Source organism: Pseudomonas sp. IPO3747, from assembly GCF_013385245.1.
Classification (GTDB): domain Bacteria; phylum Pseudomonadota; class Gammaproteobacteria; order Pseudomonadales; family Pseudomonadaceae; genus Aquipseudomonas; species Aquipseudomonas edaphica.
Window position 1 is genome coordinate 185,020 of the sequence record NZ_JACAQL010000022.1, and the last position, 16,501, is coordinate 201,520.

At 62.3% G+C, this 16,501-nt stretch carries 16 protein-coding genes; 5 read left to right on the forward strand and 11 right to left on the reverse strand.

Annotated elements, in window-relative coordinates:
- Positions 1 to 96: 96 nt before the first annotated feature.
- Positions 97 to 513: an NAD(+)--rifampin ADP-ribosyltransferase gene (arr, locus tag HX790_RS22345; protein WP_017138886.1), complete on the forward strand. Its 417-nt coding sequence runs from the start codon at positions 97 to 99 to the stop codon at positions 511 to 513.
- 177 nt (positions 514 to 690) lie between these two features.
- On the opposite strand, the gene HX790_RS22350 is transcribed toward arr, so the two are convergent.
- From HX790_RS22350 to HX790_RS22375, 6 genes are read right to left on the reverse strand one after another with little or no spacing between them, the layout of a single operon-like run.
- Positions 691 to 924: a Pathogenicity locus gene (locus HX790_RS22350; RefSeq protein ID WP_017138885.1), complete on the reverse strand. Its 234-nt coding sequence runs from the start codon at positions 922 to 924 to the stop codon at positions 691 to 693.
- A 26-nt stretch (positions 925 to 950) separates the two neighbouring features.
- Positions 951 to 1,202 (reverse strand): hypothetical protein, encoded by a 252-nt coding sequence (locus HX790_RS22355; protein ID WP_176992162.1) that lies wholly within the window; start codon positions 1,200 to 1,202, stop codon positions 951 to 953.
- On the reverse strand, positions 1,203 to 1,736 hold the full coding sequence (locus HX790_RS22360) for a GNAT family N-acetyltransferase (protein WP_176992163.1): 534 nt from the start codon (positions 1,734 to 1,736) through the stop codon (positions 1,203 to 1,205). It lies immediately after the preceding gene.
- Positions 1,737 to 1,767: 31 nt separating this feature from the next.
- Entirely contained in the window at positions 1,768 to 3,189 is a 1,422-nt protein-coding gene (locus HX790_RS22365) for an efflux transporter outer membrane subunit (RefSeq protein ID WP_176992164.1), read from the reverse strand.
- A complete protein-coding gene (locus HX790_RS22370; RefSeq protein ID WP_099549688.1) occupies positions 3,186 to 4,754 on the reverse strand; it encodes a DHA2 family efflux MFS transporter permease subunit in 1,569 nt (522 codons plus the stop codon). The genes HX790_RS22365 and HX790_RS22370 overlap by 4 nt, the downstream gene beginning before the upstream one ends.
- Positions 4,747 to 5,856 carry an HlyD family secretion protein gene (locus tag HX790_RS22375; RefSeq protein ID WP_176992165.1) on the reverse strand — a complete coding sequence of 370 codons (1,110 nt, stop codon included), beginning with the start codon at positions 5,854 to 5,856 and terminating at the stop codon, positions 4,747 to 4,749. Before HX790_RS22375 ends, HX790_RS22370 begins: the two co-directional genes overlap by 8 nt.
- Before the next feature lie 112 nt (positions 5,857 to 5,968).
- Here HX790_RS22375 and HX790_RS22380 point away from each other — a divergent pair, with 112 nt between their 5' ends.
- The 4 genes from HX790_RS22380 to HX790_RS22395 all read left to right on the forward strand — a co-directional run bounded on the left by HX790_RS22380 (position 5,969) and on the right by HX790_RS22395 (position 9,840).
- The gene (locus HX790_RS22380) at positions 5,969 to 6,679 is read left to right on the forward strand and encodes a CerR family C-terminal domain-containing protein (protein WP_138452617.1); all 711 of its coding nucleotides are present in this window, start codon (positions 5,969 to 5,971) and stop codon (positions 6,677 to 6,679) included.
- Between the two features lie 425 nt (positions 6,680 to 7,104).
- Positions 7,105 to 7,569: a hypothetical protein gene (locus HX790_RS22385; RefSeq protein ID WP_017138878.1), complete on the forward strand. Its 465-nt coding sequence runs from the start codon at positions 7,105 to 7,107 to the stop codon at positions 7,567 to 7,569.
- 234 nt (positions 7,570 to 7,803) lie between these two features.
- Complete coding sequence (locus HX790_RS22390) at positions 7,804 to 8,409, forward strand: LysE family translocator (protein WP_017138877.1); 606 nt, start codon at positions 7,804 to 7,806, stop codon at positions 8,407 to 8,409.
- A 447-nt stretch (positions 8,410 to 8,856) separates the two neighbouring features.
- The gene (locus tag HX790_RS22395) at positions 8,857 to 9,840 is read left to right on the forward strand and encodes a GlxA family transcriptional regulator (protein ID WP_050547755.1); all 984 of its coding nucleotides are present in this window, start codon (positions 8,857 to 8,859) and stop codon (positions 9,838 to 9,840) included.
- Between the two features lie 173 nt (positions 9,841 to 10,013).
- Here the strand turns inward: HX790_RS22395 and HX790_RS22400 are convergent, their stop codons facing one another.
- Genes HX790_RS22400 through HX790_RS22420 form a run of 5 tightly spaced genes read right to left on the reverse strand, consistent with a single transcriptional unit; the run spans position 10,014 to position 16,455 of the window.
- Positions 10,014 to 11,270, reverse strand: coding sequence for an FAD-binding oxidoreductase (locus HX790_RS22400; RefSeq protein WP_176992166.1), 1,257 nt, complete (start codon positions 11,268 to 11,270; stop codon positions 10,014 to 10,016).
- Positions 11,271 to 11,273: 3 nt separating this feature from the next.
- Positions 11,274 to 12,845, reverse strand: coding sequence for an aldehyde dehydrogenase (NADP(+)) (locus HX790_RS22405; RefSeq protein ID WP_176992167.1), 1,572 nt, complete (start codon positions 12,843 to 12,845; stop codon positions 11,274 to 11,276).
- A 60-nt stretch (positions 12,846 to 12,905) separates the two neighbouring features.
- The gene (locus tag HX790_RS22410; protein ID WP_169986179.1) at positions 12,906 to 13,853 is read right to left on the reverse strand and encodes a dihydrodipicolinate synthase family protein; all 948 of its coding nucleotides are present in this window, start codon (positions 13,851 to 13,853) and stop codon (positions 12,906 to 12,908) included.
- A 38-nt stretch (positions 13,854 to 13,891) separates the two neighbouring features.
- Complete coding sequence (locus HX790_RS22415) at positions 13,892 to 14,818, reverse strand: 4-hydroxyproline epimerase (protein ID WP_017138872.1); 927 nt, start codon at positions 14,816 to 14,818, stop codon at positions 13,892 to 13,894.
- Between the two features lie 11 nt (positions 14,819 to 14,829).
- The gene (locus HX790_RS22420) at positions 14,830 to 16,455 is read right to left on the reverse strand and encodes an APC family permease (protein WP_017138871.1); all 1,626 of its coding nucleotides are present in this window, start codon (positions 16,453 to 16,455) and stop codon (positions 14,830 to 14,832) included.
- Positions 16,456 to 16,501 lie beyond the last annotated feature (46 nt).

Sequence of the window (16,501 nt, forward strand, 5' to 3'; positions counted from 1 at the left end):
AGTGATGCTACAGTGCCATCACTGTTTTGGCTTCTCCATTTCATCCATTTTTTGTGTTATTACCCCCAACTCCCTTCCTCCAAGGAGCACCCAGCCATGTCCACTACTGCCGGCGTATTCACCCGCCAGTTCTTCCACGGCACCCGGGCTGACCTGGAGCCAGGCGACACCGTCCGCGTCGGCTACCCCTCCAACTTCACAACGGGCAAGCCACTGTCCTGGGTGTATTTCGCGGGCACGTTGGACGCTGCGATTTGGGGCGCTGAGCTGGCGTTGGGTGACGGTCCAGAACGGATTTACGTGGTAGAGGCCACCGGGCCAATCTTGGATGACCCCAACGTGACGGATAAGAAATTTGCCGGTAACCCGACGCTGTCCTATCGCTCGTTGGAGCCGCTACGGGTGGTGGCTGAGGTGACGAAGTGGCAGGGGCATGCGCCTGAGCGGTTGCAGCAGATGAAGGACAACCTTGCCCGTTTGAAGGCGGAAGGTCGCGATGTGATTATCGACTGATTGAGCTGCGAGCTAAGCCTATTCAGGCGGCGTGACACGTCAGTTAGAGCGAACTGTGGCTGCTTCGCAGCCCAACGCAGGGCAAGCCTGCTCGCCACAGTTACGGTGTTAGCCTTTAATTGATGGGTGATGGCCGTTAAAACGTGCAGGATTTCGGCTGTGGTTTACACTTTTTTGTCAGGCTTTTTGTGCGAGCGCCACCGCAGCGGTAATGGCCGCCCGCGCTTGAGGGCTGTTTTTCCAGCAGGTCGACCCGACTGCTGCCGATGCTTGCGCCAGAATGTCGCTCACGTTCGACTTTCCAAGCACTTCCAATGAGTCAATGCCCAACTGCTCCAGCCGTGTAATCACGGTGGGGCCTACGCCCTTGAGAGCGAGCAAGGCGGTTCTTTCTTCCAATGAAAACGGCATGTATATATTCCTTTTTTTATTACTCGCTAGGCCTCAGCGCGGACAATACGCTGTGCCTTCACCTCTTCGGCGTACACGCCAAGCTTTTCCTGTTGCGCAGCCAGCAATGCGCACATTTTCATCAGGGCCACTGCTTCTTCGGGTGTTCTACCGTTCGCGGCCATCGCCGTCAGCTCCACCACCGACCAGCCGATAACTGCGCGCGCGTCGTCAAGGTCGTAAAACAGTTCTTGTTGTGCGGTTCTGGGCCCGTCGAGTCCCTCTATCAGTTCGGCCATTTAGCGCTGCACCTGCTGTTTCAATTGAAGTCCCATGACGACCATCCCGATGTCGGCAAGGTCCGTGCTGAAGGGAATTTCGCCCATGCGCCGAAACCCGAATGCCTCATAAAAGCCCTGTGCACTGACGTTGGTTTTGAGCACGTCCAGCCACAGTAAATGCTCACCACGTTGCGCCACTTCATCGCGAACACACTGCAACAGTTGTTTGCCGTAACCCCTTCCGGCGGCGGATTTGAGCAGGTAGATTTTCTGCAGCTCCGCGCCCACTTCAGCGGTTAACGGCGCCGGCACCGACCAATTCACTTTGGCAAACCCGACGGCGTTGCCTTGTTCATCGAAAGCAGTGAACCACGCATGCTTGCCTGGCAACTCGAGTGACTGGCGCAGCGCACTGGATGAAAAATCCTGCTCAAGAAAACCGTGCATACCGGCAGGCGACCATAATGTCGAAAAATGCTCGCGATAGGTCTGGCAACCGACCTCGCGCAGCGTATCGATATCGGCCGTTGTCGCTTTACGAAGGGTGATCATGTTGTTCCTTGGTTTATGTGCGTAGAACCCTTTACAGCGTCCAGCCTAACCCAAGCGCCTTGTGCAGCGAGGCAAAATCCTTCAGCAGTTCAGCGTCGCCGGATATCCGGCTCTCTTGCGCCTGGTAGCGCGTGCGCTCGGCATCCAGCCAATCGAGGGTGCTGGCCGTGCCCGCGCGATAACGCTGGCGGGTCAGGTCGGCGGCGCGTATTGCCGAAGATTCCACGTTACGCAGCAGCACCACATTCTGACGCTGATGCCCATAGCGTGCCAAGGCCACATCCGCATCGCGCAATGCACTCAATACCACGCTCTTGTACTGCGCCAAGGCTTCATCGCGTCCGGCCTCGGCGCCTTTGACGCTGGCGGCGACGCGGCCGAAGTCGAGGGCGTTCCAGGTGATGCGCGGCAGGACCAGCCAGGTGCCGCTGTCTTTACGCGCAAGGTGGCCGGGGTCGCTGGCCGAGAAGGACAGGTCGCCGGTGAGGCTGAGCTTGGGGAACCAGTCGGCGGTTTTTTCGCCGATCTGTGCGTTGGCGGAGGCCAGTTTACGCTCGGCCATGCGGATATCCGGGCGCGCCTTCAGCAGCGCCGCCGGGTCGGCCAACGGCACGGCGCTGGGTAAGGCGGGCAGGGCGCGGGCAGTGGCGAGTTGGCCATCCAGTTCGCCGGGTTCCAGGCCGCAAAGCAGGCCGAGTTGGTCGAGGGATTCGACGATGGCGGCTTGCAGTGGCAGGCGCTGGGCCTGGGTGTTTTCGGCTTGGGTGATGACTTGTTCAAGTTGCAGTTGCGAGGCCACGCCGCGCTCGCGGCGCTGCTGGGTGAGGTCCAGGGCCTGGTTTTCGATGTCGACGCTGGAGTCCACCAGTGCCAGGCGTGTTTGCTGGTCGCGCAGGTCGGTGTAGGCCTGGACGATTTCGGCGGCCAGTTGCACCTGGGCATCGGCCAATTGCGCCTGGGACGCGTCGGCTTCGGCCTGCGCAGCCTCGACGGCGCGACGGGTGCCGCCGAACAGGTCGGCTTCCCAGCTGGCATCGAAGCCGGCGAGGTAGAGGTTCAGCGGGCCGCGGCCGCCGCCACTGTTGCCACCCAGCGCGGAGGTGTCGGGCGAGCGCAGTTTGAGCATCGCAGCATCACCGCTGACCTTGGGCATCGCGTTGGCCTGTGCGCCGCTAAGGCTGGCGCGCGATTGCTTCAACCGGGCCTGGGCGGTGGCGATGTCGGGGCTGTTGCGCAGGGCTTTGTCCACCAGTTCGTTGAGCTGCGCGTCGCCCAGCGTGCGCCACCACTGCGCGACAGCGGGTGCGCCAGCGGAGGTGTTATCGGCATGCGGCAGGCGCCCGGCCGCCAGGGTTTTTGGCGCAACGTTGGGGGCACCCTGGTAGTCGGGGCCGACCGTGCAGGCGGACAGCAGCGCAACGCTGAACAGAAGAGCAAGCTTGCGAGGGATCATCGGGTTACCGTGCGCTTTTTCAGAATAAAGATCAGGGGCAGGCACGCCAGCATCGCCAGTCCCAGTAGATAAAACGAGTCGTTGTAGGCCATGACCGAAGCTTGCCGCGCGATATCATTGGCCAGTTGCGCAAAGGCTTGCAGCTGTGAGGTGGACGCATCACCGGTTTGTGCCAGGTAGCTGGCGGTGCTGCTTGCCATGTGGTCCTGGGCCAATTGGCTGTTGGCCTGGACGCCTTCGCGCAGCATGTCGTCGTGAAAGTGGCTGCGCCGGTCCATCAACACGCCGAGCAGGGCCAGGCCGATGGTGCCGCCCAGGTTGCGCGACATGTTGTACAGCCCGGCAGCGTCCCCGGCTTCGTGGGTTTGCACCGAGCGCATGGATAATTGGCTTAGAGGCATCATCACCAGGATCTGCCCGAACCCGCGCAGCAGTTGCGACCAGATAAAGTCATGGCCAACGCTGTCAGTGGTGAGCGTGGTGTCGACGTAGCAACTGGCCCAGTACAGCAACAGCCCGGCGCCGACCATCCAGCGCAGGTCGTAGCGGCCCAGCATTCTTGGCAGAATCGGCATCAACACAAACGCCGGAATCCCCGATAACAGCATGATCGCGCCCGACTGCTGCGCGTTGTAGCCCGACAAAATGCCCAGGAATTGCGGCACCAGGTACGCCGTGCCATAGATGCCGGCGCCGACCGCTGTGCCGATCAACAGCACGCTGCCAAAGCTTTTGTTGAGCACCAGTTGCAGGCGCAGGATCGGGGTTGTTGAGCGCAGTTGCCCCACGGCAATCAGGAAGAACCCGGTGACGGTGGCGATGCTCAGCCAGATGATCAGCAGCGAATCAAACCAGTGTTCGCGCTGGCCTTCTTCGAGCACCACGGTCAGCGAACTCAAACCCATGGCCAGGCCGAGGATGCCCAACCAGTCAGCGCTGATAAAGCGCTGCAGGTTCATGCGCTCGGTCGGCAGGCCGGTGATCAGCAAGGTGATCAGCGCAATGCTGATGGGCAGGTTGAGAAAGAAACACCAGCGCCAGTTGATGTTTTCCGTGAGCCAGCCGCCGATCACCGGGCCCAGCAACGGGCCGAGAATCACGGTCATGCCGAACATGGTGGTGCCGATCGCCAGTTGGTGCGGGGGCAGGCGCGTGCGCACGATGGTCTGCGCGGTGGGGATCATCGCACCGCCGGCAAAGCCCTGGCCGATGCGCCCGGCGATCATCGCGCCGAGGCTGGAGGACAAGCCGCAGAACATCGAAAACGCGGTGAACATCAGCGCGGTGCCGATCAGAAAGCGGCGCAGGCCGAATACCCGCGTCAGCCATGCGGCGAGCGGGATCATGACGATTTCCGACATCAGGTAGCCGGTGGCGATCCACGTGCCTTCGGTGCCGGTCGCGCCGATCTGGCCCTGGATCTGCGGCAGCGCCGAGTTGGTGATCGACACGTCCAGCGTCGCCAGCAAGGCGCCCAATGCTCCGGCAGCCACGGCGATCCAGTCGGTCAACGAGGCGTTGCGCGGTTTTTCGGCGACGGCCTCGGCCATCAGCGCCTCAGCCATGGTTGGCATCCGCCGCGTGGCTACGCGTGTCGACTTCGACGGTGGCCGACAGGCCGGGCATCAACGAGGCGCGAATATCATCGGGTACATCAAGCGCGATCCTCACCGGCACACGCTGGACGATTTTGGTGAAGTTGCCGGTGGCATTCGACGGCGGCAACAAGGCGAACTGCGCGCCAGTGCCGGGCGACAGGCTGTCGATATGGCCCTGCAGGTTACGGCCGGGCAGTGCATCCACGTGTACCGTTACGGCCTGGCCGGGGCGCATCTCGCCGATCTGGGTTTCCTTGTAATTGGCGGTCAGGTAGATCGCGCTGATTGGCACCACCGTCAGTAAGCGCGTGCCGGGCTGCACGTACTGGCCGACGCGCACACCACGGTCGGCGACCCGACCATCGAGCGGGCTGCGGATCACCGCATCATCCACATCCAACTGGCTCTGGGCTTCGCTGGCCTTGGCCACGCCGAGTTGCGCCTGGGCTTGTTTGAGTTGGGCTTGCAGGGTGCCGTAGCGGGTTTCGCTGGAGCGCAGCGCAGCCTGTTTGGCGGCCACGGTGCTGCGCGCCTGCGCCAGTTGGTTGTTGAGTTGCGCCAGGCGTTCTTCCGGCTCGGCGCCGGAGCGGGCCAGCGGCGCATAGCGAGCCACTTCGGTTTGCGCGTGTTGTGCGTCGGCCTGGGCGCCTTGCAATTGGGCGCGGGCTTCGGCAATGGTGGAATCTTGCTGTACCAGGTCGGCCTGGGCTTTGGCGTAGTCGGCATTGCGCGCAGCTATCGTCGCCGAGGCTTCGTCGCTCACCGCCTGGTATTTGCGCGCATCCAGGCGCACCAGCACGTCGCCACGCTTGACGTTCTGGTTGTCGCTGACCAGCACCTCGGCCACATAGCCGTTGATCTTGGGCGCTACGCTGATGCTGTCGGCCTGCAGGTAGGCATCGTCGGTGGTCTCGATAAAGCGCCCGTCCAGCCACCACCACGCGGCCCAGCCAAGGCCGCCCAGCAGCGCGAGGCTGACGATACCCAGCAGAATGCGGCGCGCCTTGCTGCGCTGGCCATTGACGGTGTCTTCAGGAATGACCTGAGGGGAGGGTGTTGCAGCGGACATCGGGTCATTCCTGTTTGTGAGAGCCGGTTTTATATCGGATGGAATAAATTCTATTTTTCGCGAATTTTTGTCAACTGGTATATTTTGGTCCGGTATTCGAGAGGAGCTGCACATGGCACGACATAAACCTGCTGCCGAAGGTGGTTACCAGCGCGGTGAAGAAACCCGCGCACGTATCGTCGAAGCGGCGGTCGAGGTGTTTGGCGAACGCGGCTATGACCGCGCGTCCACCCGTGACATCGCCACGGCTGCCGGGGTTAATGCGCCCGCGATCCAGTACTACTTCGATGGCAAGGAAGGCGTGTACCTGGAGTGTGTCGAGCATTTGATCACGCTGCTGTGGCGCAAGATGTCGCCGTGCGTGGAAGCGGCCGAGGCCGCGTTGGCGGATGCCAAGGCGAGCGATAAAACCTTGATCGACGTCTCGCTGGGCATTCTGGGTACGGTGGTGTCCACCATCCAGGACAGCCCCCAGACCACGATCTGGCGCGCATTTATGGATCGTCATCAGGCGGGCCTGTGCCCGCAAAGCGCAACTACCGCCTTTGAAGACCGCTTCAAGGCACGCATTGGTCGGGTCATACGCCAACTGATCGCGCGCCTTTCCGGCTTTGCCGTGGAAGACGAGCGCACGGTGATTCACTCCATGGCGCTGTTCACCCAGGGCTTGGCGTTTCGGGTGCAGAAGCCCAAGTTGCTGGAAGCGCTGAAGTGGACCGAGGTGAATCAGAAGGAGATGGAGGCGGTGCGCGATGTGGTGCTGATGCAGGCACGGTTTACGCTGGAAGGGTTGGCCAGGCAGCGGGATGTGCGCCCGGCTTGATGATTTTTTCGAATTGCTTGTATGTGGGAGCTGGCTTGCCTGCGATGGCCCTAGGTACCTACACAACTTTTCAAGGCAGCCAGTTTCTCCTGTGGCGAGCAGGCTTGTCGAATCGTCGCACCGCCTGCGTTGGGCTGCGAAGCAGCGCCAAACCCAGTCGCTGAGTTCTTTCAGGAACATTGCAGTGCCTTTATTGGGGCTGCTTCGCACCCCAGCGCAAGCAAGCTTGCTCGCCACAACAGCCCACTCATACTAGAGGTTGTCAGCTAGCACAGGGTAACGGCGCTTCGAAAACACCGGCAAAACCCGCCTGGCGTTGTGAAATGTTGTGAAGCGTGCGGAATGGCCCTTTGCCCATGCTAACGTCCGCGTCGGGGTATCGTCAGCTTGACGATTTCATTCGTTCCATTGAAGGAGCAGCGCCGATGTCTACTACCGTAACGCCCGCGTCTGGCGGGTCGAATACGCCAAAGTCTTCGCCTTCCACGTTCGACGACAAGTTGAACATTGCCAAGTCCAGCAAGGTTATTGCCGACTACATGCGCCAAACGGGCAAGTCAGCGATCACCAAGCAGGAACTCACGCAACTGGCCAACAATGCTTCGGGCAAAGTGCCCACGGATGTGTCCGACGCTGCCAAGTACATGGAGCGCCACCCGGACGTGTTCACTGCGATCGAAACCCACGACGTGGCGGGGGCCGATAACCTCTCCGGCGTGTGGAACTTCGATTGGGCGGCCAAGGGTGGGCTCGATGGCACCTCGACCGACGCCATCGCCAAAATGCAGGACACCTTCGACTTTGCCATCGCCAAGTCCGCGCAGATCACCGAGATCTCCACGGGCAAAAAGGCTGAGCTGGACTCGACCAAGCAACGGCCCCAAAACTGAGACGCGTGGGTTGTCTGCCAACACCAACGGTTCCCGCCGGGCTCAGCGGGAACCGTAGTCGGCCTGTACGCCGTTGTGATGTGTTCAGCGCAGACTCAAGCAAGGCGCGCAACTCTACCGATCAGCTCGATAACGCCAAAGTGTATGCCTCGATCCGCCCCTAGCTGTACGGGGCGGCAAGGGCTGTAACCCACTACTGTCGCAGGCATACCACTACCGCCTGGATGCCGCGCCATGTTCATGTCCACCAGCCTCTTGTCCGCCTTTGTCCTGTTTGCCTTCGTGTCCTCGATCACGCCCGGCCCGAACAACACCATGTTGCTCGCCTCGGGGGTGAATTTTGGCTTTCGCCGCTCGATGCCCCACGCGCTGGGGATCAGCATCGGCTTCATGCTGTTGGTGATGTCGGTAGGCCTGGGCCTGGGCGAAGTGTTCAAGGTATTCCCGTGGGCCTACACGGTGTTGCGCTATGTGGGAGCGGCCTATTTGCTCTACCTGGCGTGGAAGATTGCCACCGCTGGCGGCATGTCCGAGAACCCTGACGAGCGTGGCAAACCCATGACCTTTCTTGGCGCGGCCGCGTTTCAGTGGGTCAACCCCAAGGCATGGATCATGGCGCTGGGAGCAATCACCACCTATACGCCGGCCGAAGGTTATGTGACCAATGTACTGGTGATTGCGCTGGTATTTGCGGTGGTCAACCTGCCCAGTGTGTGCGTGTGGGTGGGCTGCGGCAGTGGATTGCGCAACGTGCTGCGCGAGCCGCGTTGGTTGCGGGTATTCAACGGGTCGATGGCGGCGCTGTTGGTGCTGTCGTTGTACCCGATGCTTTTTGCGTGAAGCAGTGCCTCACACCGGCGAGATGGTTGCCAGCAAGCCGATACCGATGGTCAGCACCAGAAAACCGAACAGGAAAATTGCCATCTTGGTCATAAGGCCTCCGAAGGGAAGGGAGTCGACAGGAGTGTCGGAATGGCGCCCATTGTCCGCTTCACTGGCGTTTCGATACAGACGCAGATAGCAAAGAAAAAACCGTATCAGATGGTCCCGCAGCTGCCAGGCTGCGGGCCTGGGAGGCGGTTGCTTTTGTAAAGATCAGGCTTAAAGGTCGTGTTGACTATCAACAGGCAAGCGTCCTCCATCGTGGCGGCGGCCACGCAGCATAGTCATTATTTTTCGTGGGAATGCGGCACGACAGCCGGCGCATTTGCCCCTAAGATAGCGCCCATTGCATAAACAAAAAGAGTGGGCCAACCCTCGATGGAAAGACGCCAGTTCAGCGGTGGCATGAAAGGCAAGAACCTGCGCTACCTGAATGAAAACTTCCAGCAGCCGTCGCCGGTCACCCGCGTTGGTTTTTTGCTGCTCGAACACTTTTCCCTGCCGGCATTCACCCAGACCCTCGACACCCTGATCACCGCCAACCTGTTGCGCCCCGAGCTGTTTGCCACGCGTACCTTCGGGTGTGACGAGGGCGAAGTTATCAGCGACCTGGGCCTGGTGATCCGCCCGGATGCCCGCCTGCAAGCGTCGGCATTGCCCGACCTGGATTTGCTGGTGATCTGCGGCGGTTTTCGCACCGAACTCAAAGCCGGCGAGGATTTCATCCAGCTGTTGCGCAGCGCCGCCGAACAGGGTGTGAGCCTCGCCGGCCTATGGAACGGCGCCTGGTTCCTTGGTCGCGCCGGGCTGTTGCAGGGTTACCGCTGCGCGATCCACCCGGAACATCGCCCGGCGCTGTCGGAAGTGTCCAAAGCTGCGCAGGTCACCAGCGAACCCTACGTGATTGACCGCGATCGCCTCACCGCCTCCAGCCCATCGGGCGCGTTCCATATGGCCCTGGACTGGATCAAAAGCCTGCATGGCAAGGCCTTGGTCGAAGGTATCGAAGACATCCTGGCGTTTGAAGAGTCACGCTACCGGCGTATCAAACCCACAGAGAACATCAGCGTCAGCGCGCCACTGCGTGAAGTGGTGAAACTGATGGACGCCAACCTCGAAGAACCCTTGGAACTGGACCAATTGGCAGTCTACGCCGGCCGTTCGCGGCGCCAGCTCGAACGCCTGTTCAAGGAGCAACTGGGCACTACGCCGCAACGCTATTACATGGAGTTACGCGTCACCGAGGCGCGGCGTTTGTTGCAGCACACCGAACTGTCACAGGTGGATGTGCTGGTGGCGTGCGGGTTTGTGTCGCCGAGCCATTTCAGTAAGTGCTACAGCGCGTATTTCGGCTATCGGCCGTCCAAAGAGAAGCGCTTGGTCAAGTAGCGTTGAGGGCGAGCACTGCCACTGTGATTGTCACTGTGGCGAGCAGGCTTGCCCTGCGTTGGGTGGCGAAGCCGCCCCTCATTCAGACGACTCGGTGAGTCAGGTGTAACGGTATGGGGCTGCTGCGCAGCCCAACGCAGGGCAAGCCTGCTCGCCACAAAAACGCCAAAGACCTAAAAGCGCGCCAATCGGTAAGGGGCCAGGTCCGGCAGCGCCATGCGCTTACCTGGCGTGGCCAGTTGCACGACCATCTCCGCCGTCACCGCCGCCTGCGTCAACCCCAAATGCTGATGCCCAAACGCGAGCAGTACCTTGCCATCAGCCACCCGATCAATGATCGGCAGCGAGTCCGGCAGCGACGGGCGAAAGCCCATCCATGGGGTTGCGTCCCGGGTACTCAAGTCCTGGCGAAACAAGCCCTGGCTCAAACGTTGCAGTTGCCAGGCGCGTTGCATATTGGCGGGGCGCTCCAGGCCTGCGAATTCGACCGTGCCGGCCAGGCGCAAGCCATCGTTCATGGGGGTCATGATAAATTTGCGCTCGAACGAGGTCACGGCAAAGGGCAAGCGTTGGTGTTCGTGGGGCAGCATCAGGTGATAGCCGCGCTCGGTGTCCAGCGGGACCTGCTTGCCGGTGAGTGCAGCGGTGAGTTTGGCCGAATGGGCGCCGCAGGCGATCAGCACCTGGCGGGCGGTCAGGCTGCCTTGGTCGGTTAGCAGCGATACGCCGTCCGACGCCAGGCGCCCATCGAGCACGCGTTGCTGCACAAACTGCACACCGCAAGCCTTGGCCGCGCTCACCAGTGCGCACACCACGCTGTACGGATCAATAAAATGCCCGGTGCCCGGGAAGAACAGGCCGCCCTGGATCGCATCGTTCAGTTGCGGCGCGGCCTTGCGTATTGCCTCGCCCGACCAGAAATCCACCGGCACATTCTGCTGCTGCATGCGTTGGCGCAATGCGTCGATGGCTTCCCCGGACGCGGCACGCTCAAATACCAGCAACGAACCCTCGGCGCGCAACAGTTGCGGCTGCTCAATGGCCTGCAGCAGACGCTGCCAAGCGCCCAGGCTGGCCTCATTGAGCGCACGAATGCCCGCCACCGTGCGCCGGTAGTTCGCCGGGCGCAGGTTGAGCAACAAGCGCACGAACCAGGGCAGGGCGCGTGGCAGGTACTTCCAGTCCAGGCGCAACGGACCCATAGGGTCCATCAGCATGGCGGGCAGGCGCTTGAGGATCGACACGTCGGCGATCGGGAACACTTGCTCGGTGGCCAAATGCCCGGCGTTGCCATAGGACGCGCCCATGCCCGGCGCCTGTGGGTCGATGACCACCACGCGTTGGCCTTGACGGGCCAATTGCAGGGCGCAGGCGACGCCAATGATGCCGGCGCCGATCACAGCGATATCAGCACGGTTGCTGTCGCTCATCGTTCAGGCCTCTCTCTGGCCGTCGAGCAAGCGTCGCAACAGCAGCGGGTTGGCGTGTTGCAGCGCAGCGGGCAGCAAGCTGTCCGGGAAGTCCTGGTAACACACCGGGCGCAGAAAACGCAGGATCGCTGCGGTGCCGACCGAGGTGCTGCGCGAGTCGCTGGTGGCCGGGAACGGGCCGCCGTGGACCATGGCGTCGCACACTTCCACACCGGTCGGCCAGCCGTTGACCAGCATGCGCCCGGCCTTGCGCTCCAATACCGGCAGCAGGGCTTGGGCGCGTGCCAGGTCCGCGTCGTCCAGGTGCAGTGTGGCGGTCAACTGGCCTTCCAACTGCTCGGAAACCTGGCGCACTTCTTCGTCGTTGGCACACACCACGACCAAGGAGGCTGCGCCAAAGACTTCCGCCTGCAGATGCTCATTGCGCAAAAACGCGCTGGCCTGGGTCACAAACAGCTGTGCCTGGCCTTGATTCGGGCCTTGCGCCGCCATGCCTTTGGCGGCGATTTGTGCGTGTTCAGTCAAGTTGCCGACGCCCGCTTCATAGGCCTGGAAAATACCTGGCGTCAGCATGGTCTGGGCGGCGCACACCGGGAGCAACTCACTCGCCGTGGCGACAAAGCGCTCGAGTGCCGGGCCTGCGGCCGCAATCACCAAGCCAGGGTTGGTGCAAAACTGCCCGGCGCCTTGGGTCAACGAGGCGACAAAACCTTGGGCCAACGCCTCTGCACGCGCGTGCAACGCCGCAGGAAACAGATACACCGGGTTGATCGAACTCATTTCCGCATACACCGGAATCGGCTCCGGCCGCGCTTGCGCCGCCTGGGTCAGGGCGATACCGCCGCTGCGTGAGCCGGTAAACCCCACGGCCTTGATACGCGGGTCGGTGACCAATGCGATGCCGACTTCGCGACCCGATCCATACAGCAGCGAAAACACCCCGTCGGGCAAACCGCAGTCTTTAACGGCCTTGGCCAGCGCACGGCCGACCAGTTCGCTGGTGCCGGGATGCGCGCCATGGGCCTTGACGATCACCGGGCAACCGGCGGCGAGTGCAGAGGCGGTGTCGCCGCCCGCCACTGAGAACGCCAAGGGGAAATTGCTCGCACCAAACACTGCCACCGGCCCCAGCGCAATATGCCGCTGGCGCAGGTCTGCACGTGGCAATGGCTGACGCGCCGGTTGCGCGGTGTCGACGCGCACGTCCAGCCATTCACCGGCGCGCACCGTGCGGGCAAATGTGCGCAATTGCCCGCAGGTGCGGCCGCGTTCGCCCTGGATACGCGGGCGTGGCAGGCTGGTTTCGGCCATGGCACGTTCGATCAACTCATCGCCGAGGGCTTCAATGTTGTCGGCGATGGTTTCAAGAAAGGCCGCGCGTGCTGCCAGCGAGGTGTCGCGATAGCTGTCAAACGCCGCCCAAGCCAAGGCACAGGCCTGTTCGACATGCTCGCCAGCGCCGCCTGGGTAGGCGGGCGCCAGGGGCTGGTCGGTGGCGGGATTAATGGCCTGGATCGCTTCGCGATGGCCGCAGACTGCGTGCTGACCGATCAGCATCTTGCCCGTCAGAGTCATGGGGTGTCCTTGAAAAATGAGGGTTGGCCGCTGTGAGAACCACAGCGGCGCGCGAGGGTGTCAGGCCACGTTCTGTTCAGCCGACCAATTGGCGTACCACTGGCGGAACAGTGCGTACTGGTTTTCGGCGTAACGCTGTTGGGCGGTGCTGAGTGCGTCGGTTTCGTTGAAGTGCAGGGCGTAGCCCTGGTCGCCGTTGAGCACCATCAAATGCTTGTAATACAGCACCAGGTCGCAACCCTCGTCGAAGGACGACAGCACGGCCAGCGCGGCTTCCAGCTCACGTGCCAGGCGCCGGGCCTTGGCGTCGCCTTTGGCGGCTTTTTTGCTCAGGGCGACCAGTTGCAGCACTTCGCGCGGCAGTGCGTTGCCAATACCGGTGATGGCGCCGGTGGCGTTGCAGTTGACGAAGCCGTGTACCACTTGGGTGTCGACGCCGACCATCAGGGTCACGGCATCGTCCTGGGAGGTGATGTTCTCTGCCGCGTAGCGCAGGTCGGCGCCGCCGCCGAATTCCTTGAAGCCGATCAGGTTGGGGTGTTCACGGCGCAGTTCAAAGAACAGCTCGGCGCGGGTGGCGAAGCCGTAATACGGGCTGTTGTAGATCACTGCCGGCAGGTTCGGCGCGGCCTTGAGGATCGCCGAGAAGTGCGCCTTTTGCGCGGTGGCCGAAGCGCCACGGGACAGCACGCGCGGGATTACCATCAAGCCATGGGCGCCGACCTTGGCCGCGTGGGCGGCGTGGGCCACCGCTTCACGGCTGTTGACCGCGCCGGTGCCGACGATGGTCGGCACGCCAGCGGCAACCAAACGGGCCACGCCTTCCTGGCGTTCGGCTTCGGTCAGCAGCGGCCAGTCACCCATGGAACCGCAATACACCACGGCGCTCATGCCGATATCGATCAGTTCACGGCCCTTGGCGACCAGGGCGTCGAAGTCCGGTTTGCGTTCAGGCGTGCACGGGGTCATCAGTGCAGGGATGCAACCGGTGAAGATGTTGTCGCTCATTGTTCTAACTCCAGCGTTCAGTTAAATAAGGCCCGGGCTCAGATGCCCCAGGCAAAAGGGTCCTGTTCGTCGATCAGCAAGGTGCTGTCGGCGGTCATGTAGGCGCGGCCGGTGATGAAGGGGCGAATGCGCTCGCCATCCCATTCATAACGGCCTTCGAATTGGCTGCCGGTGATGCTGGCTTGCACCCAGGTGGCGCCGGGGGCGAGTTTGTCGTCAGCCGCCAGGCACGCGAGTTTGGCGCTGGTGCCGGTGCCGCACGGCGAGCGGTCGTAGGCTTTGCCGGGGCACATGACGAAGTTGCGGCTGTCGGCGTGGGCGTCGTCGGCGAACAGTTCGATATGGTCGATCAGTGCGCCGTCGGCACCGTGGATGCCTTGGGTTTCCAGGGCCTTGAGCATCGCCCAGGTGTAGTCGGTGAGGGTGTCGACGTTGTCCATCGCCAGCCTGTGGCCGTGCTGCGACACCAGGAAAAACCAGTTGCCGCCCCAGGCAACATCGCCATGCACCACGCCATAGCCCGGCACGTCCACCGGCACCTGCCGCTGATGACGGTAGGCGGGTACGTTGCGCAAGGTCACCGCGCCGTCGTCGTGCAAGGTGGCGGCTACCGGGCCGACCGGCGTGTCGATGGTGTGCACGCCGGGCGTTATGCGGCCCAAGTGGTGCAAGGAGGCGACCAGGCCGATGGTGCCGTGGCCACACATGCCCAGATAACCGGCATTGTTGAAAAAGATCACCCCGCAGGTGGCGCCTGGCGTGACCGGCGCGCAGTACAGCGCGCCGACCAGCACGTCATTGCCACGTGGCTCCAGCAGGCAGGCGCGGCGCCATTGATCGTGTTCGCTGCGCAAGGTGTGCAACTGGTCGGCGATGGTAGCGCCGGCGAGCGCAGGGAAGCCGTCCATGACCAGGCGCGTCGGTTCGCCGCCGGTGTGGGAGTCGATAACATGCAGGCGCTTCATAACAGGCTCCATCAGTGAGTGGCTGGCGACAGTGGCGCGCTGTAATGCGCGTCGCTGACCGCTTCGCTTTCGTCGTCTTCGTGTTCCAGGCGCACCAGGTGCGCGGGCACGCCGGTGGCGGCGCCCCAGTAGTAGATGCCCAGGGCGCAGAGGGCGACGACCAGCGTGTCAAACGGGTGGCTGATCGCGCCGATGCCGCCGAAACTGCCGAGCTTGGACAGCAGGATAGTCACCGCGTAGAAGCCGATCAGCCAGGCCGACGAGCGCACTTGTTGCTTGAGATTCAGGTGCGCGGTCGGCACCCAGCGTGCGCACAGCAGGTACACCACAAACATCAGGATTTGCAGGCCAAGCAGCCACGACACGGTGCTCCAGCCGGACCAGTAAACGATCAGCGCGGCGATGATGAACGACAGCGGGCCGAGCACCGCCATGCCCTTGACCCGGAACGGCCGGGCCATGCCGGGCGCATTGCGGCGCAGCGCCGCGACGGTCACCGGGGCCACGGCGTAGCTTAAGATCAGCGCCGCCGACACCACATTGATCAGTGCTTCCCAGGACGGAAACGGCAGGGTCCAGAACACCGACAAACCAAAGGTCAACCACAGCGCCGGGCGCGGGATGCCGGACTTCTCATCAATGCGCGTAAAGATCTTGAAAAACGTGCCGGTCTGCGCCCAGCCGTACACCACACGCGGCGTGGCATTCATGTAGATATTGCCGCAGCCGCTGGGTGAGATCACCGCATCGGCCACCACCAGGTAGGCCAGCCAACCCACGCCCAACGCCAGGGCAATATCACGATAAGGCAGCGCCAGTTGCTTGCTGATACCCGCCCAGCCATCGGCCAGCATCTCGGTCGGCACGCCACCGAGGAAGGCGGTTTGCAGCAGCACATAGATGGCAGTCGACAGCAGCACGGAGAGGATCAAGGCAATCGGAATCGTGCGTTGCGGGTTCTTTACTTCACTGGCCACCGAGATGATCGGCGTGAGGCCCAGGTAGGCAAAAATCACTCCGCCGGCCGACACCGCCATCTCGATGCCCGACAGGCCAAACGGGGCAAAACCCTGGGTCTGGAAATTCGCCGGTTTGAAGAAGGTGAACAGCACACCAATCACCAGCAGCGGCACGATGAACTTGAATACGCTGACCAGGTTATTGGCGATGGCGAAGGTCTTCACACTGCGGTAATTGAGCACAAAGAACAGGCACAGCAGTGCAAATTGCACCAACCAGCCCAGGGTGGTCGGGTCGCTGGAACCGACCTTGGTCAGCTCGGGAAACCAGGCCGCGGCGTATTGGCGCGAGGCGACCACTTCGATCGCCACCAGGCTGGAGAACGCGATCAGCGTGATAAAGCCCATCAGGTAGCCCAGCAGCGGGCCATGGGAATACACCGGGTAACGCACCACGCCACCGGCGCGGGGCAGGGCGGCGCCGAGTTCGCAGTACACAATGCCCAGCAGCAGCACGGCGAAACCGCCGATCAGCCAGGAAATAATCCCCGCCGGGCCGGCGATGGCGGACACGTGGCTGGCCGCAAACAACCAGCCCGAACCGAAGATGGCGCCTAACCCGATAAAGGTCAGGTCCATCAGTGAAAGTTGTTTCTTGAACTTGCCTTGAGCAGACATGGCGGCGCCTTCTTGTGAGTTATTGGATAGGCATGCAGTGGCGATA